Annotated in this window: 3 protein-coding genes; all 3 read left to right on the plus strand. The window is 31.8% G+C overall.

All coding sequences use genetic code 11. The annotated features are described in order from the left end of the window. Nucleotides 1-136 precede the first annotated feature (136 nt). The 3 genes from AB1410_01350 (at nucleotide 137) to AB1410_01360 (ending at nucleotide 3,166) form a co-directional block, all read left to right on the plus strand. A complete protein-coding gene (locus AB1410_01350) occupies nucleotides 137-907 on the plus strand; it encodes an ABC transporter ATP-binding protein (GenBank protein ID MEW6455346.1) in 771 nt (256 codons plus the stop codon). Between the two features lie 128 nt (nucleotides 908-1,035). Then, nucleotides 1,036-2,646 (plus strand): hypothetical protein, encoded by a 1,611-nt coding sequence (locus tag AB1410_01355; protein MEW6455347.1) that lies wholly within the window; start codon nucleotides 1,036-1,038, stop codon nucleotides 2,644-2,646. A gap of 247 nt (nucleotides 2,647-2,893) precedes the next feature. Further along, a complete protein-coding gene (locus AB1410_01360; protein ID MEW6455348.1) occupies nucleotides 2,894-3,166 on the plus strand; it encodes a hypothetical protein in 273 nt (90 codons plus the stop codon). Nucleotides 3,167-3,275: the final 109 nt, after the last annotated feature.

Genomic DNA, 3,275 nt, shown 5'->3' on the forward strand with positions numbered 1-3,275 from the left:
GAAAAGAAAGTCATCCTTGACTCAATCCAGCCACTCTGAGGTATAATGAAAATTCAGCGTCACTTCGCTCCGACAGGTGGCCGGTTTCAATCAGAATCAGTGGCCAGATTCATCGGAATATGCAGTTAAAGGGAAAATGCTTGAATTAAGAGGGATTACCAAAAAATACTCTTCGATTCCTGTTGTAAATCGAGTTAGTTTTTCTGTGAAGCCTTATGAAGTTTTAGGATATTTAGGACCAAACGGAGCCGGGAAAACAACCACAGTTAAAATGCTCGCTGGGTTGATTGAACCAACTGATGGAGAAATATATTTTCAGGGCAAAAATATCAAGGAAAATATGTATGAGTACAAAAAAAGAATAGGCTATGTTCCAGAACAGTCGGAGATTTACCCTCATCTTAGTGCTTATGAATACCTCCAGCTGGTTGGAAGGCTTCATCAAATTTCTGAGAAAATTTTAGAAGAAAAAATTAGAGGTTTTATGGAGCTTTTTCAACTCGAATATGATATGCATTTTCCAATCTCCTCATATTCAAAGGGGATGAGACAGAAAGTTTTAATATCCTCTGCCCTGCTTCATAATCCTGACATTTTACTCTTTGATGAACCCCTATCAGGTTTGGATGTGACAACAGTTCAGATTCTAAGAGAGCTTATCATCAGGCTGGCCTTTGAGGGTAAAATAATCATATATTGTTCTCATATTTTAGAGATTGTAGAGAAGGTGTGTTCAAAGGTCATTATTATTAATAAGGGATGCATTGTTGCAAATGATTCTGTTGAGAATTTAAGAACTCTGATGGAACTTCCTTCTTTGGTTGAGATTTTTAATCAACTGGTTCCTGAAGAAGATACAGAAAAGATTGCAAAGGGTATTGTGGAAGTTATGAAACATAAATCTTAAATTTTTTGATGAAATACTTAACAAAGATTTTAAACTTTTTAATAGGGGATTTAAAACAATTTCTTGTGCTTCTCAGGCATTTTTTCCAAAGATTTTTTCAAAATGATTTTGTCTCCTTTGAAGAGCAGATGAGAGAAAAATTGATAGTGATTTTAGTCATTCTTGCAGTTTTAGGAGGGTACCTTTCCCATAGCTATCTTGCTAAATATTTGTTTATCGAAGACATTGGAAGTTCCTGGATTGAAAAATGCTGGTTTCTTTCTTTTTTTATGGTTATCATGGGCTTTATCACTGTTCTTGAATGGGATGTTATCTTTCCTGACCTGAGAGATTACTCTGTTCTTTCTCCTTTGCCCATAAAATTGAGGACTCTATTTACTTCTAAATTTACAAGTTTACTCTTTTTTGTAGGAATGTTTTCTCTCAGCACAAACTTTTTTTCAGTATTCATATTTTCTGTTTATCTCACCCATCTAAAAAAGGTAAGTTTTCTTTATTTTTTCCAATATTTAATTTCTCATTCAATAAGTGTGTATGCAGCTAATTTATTTATCTTTTTCTCTCTTGTCTTTATTGAAGGTCTTCTTATGAGTGTATTCAGTTATTCTATGTTTAAAAAAATATCTACATATATTCAGACCTTTTTTATGGCATTCTTTGTTTCAGTTTTTGCCCTTTTACCGAAAATACATTCATCCCTTTCAACTCTAAGGGAGAAAGATTCAATTTTCTTATACCTCTTTCCTCCAATGTGGTTTACAGGGCTTTATGAAAATCTTTTAGGAAGAAAGAATCTCTTTTATTCAGCATTATCCGGCATATCTCTTTTAGCTATAGGAATTCCTGTGGTTGTATTCTTTATAACTGTTTCAATCAGTTATAGAAAACATTTGAAAAGAACGCAGGAAGTTAAAAAAGGTGCTACAAATTTTTTAAGATTGAAGATATTTTTTGCAGGAATTTTTAATAAGATTTTTTTGAGAAACTCAGTTCAGAGAGCAATTTTTCACTTTTTTGGAAATACTTTGATAAGGAGTAAAACTCACAGATTACATCTTGGAGCATATATAGCAGTTGCATTGGGATTTATATTTGCAGAATTGCTTCCACAAATTTTTCAGAGAGGCTCTGAAATTAATATTTATGTTCCCAACAAAACACTTCTTTCTATCCCTCATATCTTATCATTTATTATCATAATTGGATTAAGAGTAACTATAACTATACCTCTTTCCCTTGAAGCAAATTGGATTTTCAAATTGACTGAGATACAAAATAAGAGAGATTATCTCTCAGGTATGAGAAAAGGGGGTTTTTTCTATATAATACTTCCACTGTATTTCTTACTTTTCATTCTGTACTTTTTTCTCTGGGGGTGGAAATACGCCCTCCTTCATTGCATATATGGTTTGACAATATCAGCCCTTTTTATGGAGGCAATACTTGTGAATTTTCGTAAAATTCCCTTTGCCTGTTCTTATCTTCCTGGTAAAGCAAATCTGAAGCTTCTCTGGCCAGTTTATTTGCTTTCCTTTATTTCTTATGTGTATTTTTTTACTCATTTGGAATACTGGCTCCTGAAAAATCAATCTTATTTTCTGATTTTTTATCCAATGGCACTTTCTCTTTATTTAGGAATTAAAATTTATAGGAGATATTTTATTGATTTACGCTTTAATTTTAAATATGAAGAAAGCCCAGAACCAGTAATGGTTAGTCTTGATTTAAATAATGCATAAATTCTGAGACATCCACAATTATTATAACAGGCCTTTCATTAGCCAAAAGATTAAGAAAAAATTGAAAAGTTCATTGGGAAATATAAAAAAACATCTTTTATATTTTTATATAATTAAGGGAAAGCTTTTTAAAAAAACTTGCAACTGAAAGGAATTGATGGTAATATTTCACCATAATTGGAGGGAATAAAAGATATAAGAAAAAAGAAGTCTTTATATTAAAATTTGAGAATCAGAGGGGGAGAAGATGGAAAAAGGAAAACATGAAAAATACAAAGCTGAGCTTTATAAAAGTATCTCTTCTTTAATTTTAAAAGAAAAACCTCAAAAGGATATAATCAGATTAATCCTCGATAAAGCAAAAGAAATCCTTCAAGCAGAAGATATTCTTTTGGATGATTTTTCTCAGATTGTTAGAAAAGAAAGATTCGCTCTAAGGAAAGACATTGAAAAAGAAGAGATAAATTCGGTTATCAAAGAAGTAATTAAAGAAAAGAAAGGGTTGGGAGTGCACCCCTAAAAGTGGACACTAAATTAAGACACATTTTCAATATATAACTCATTTCCCAACCTATCTTCAAATTCAACTGGCGATAAATAACCAATTGATGAGTGAAGACGCTTTTTGT

This window comes from Acidobacteriota bacterium (assembly GCA_040756905.1).
In the GTDB taxonomy this organism is placed as follows: domain Bacteria; phylum Acidobacteriota; class Aminicenantia; order JBFLYD01; family JBFLYD01; genus JBFLYD01.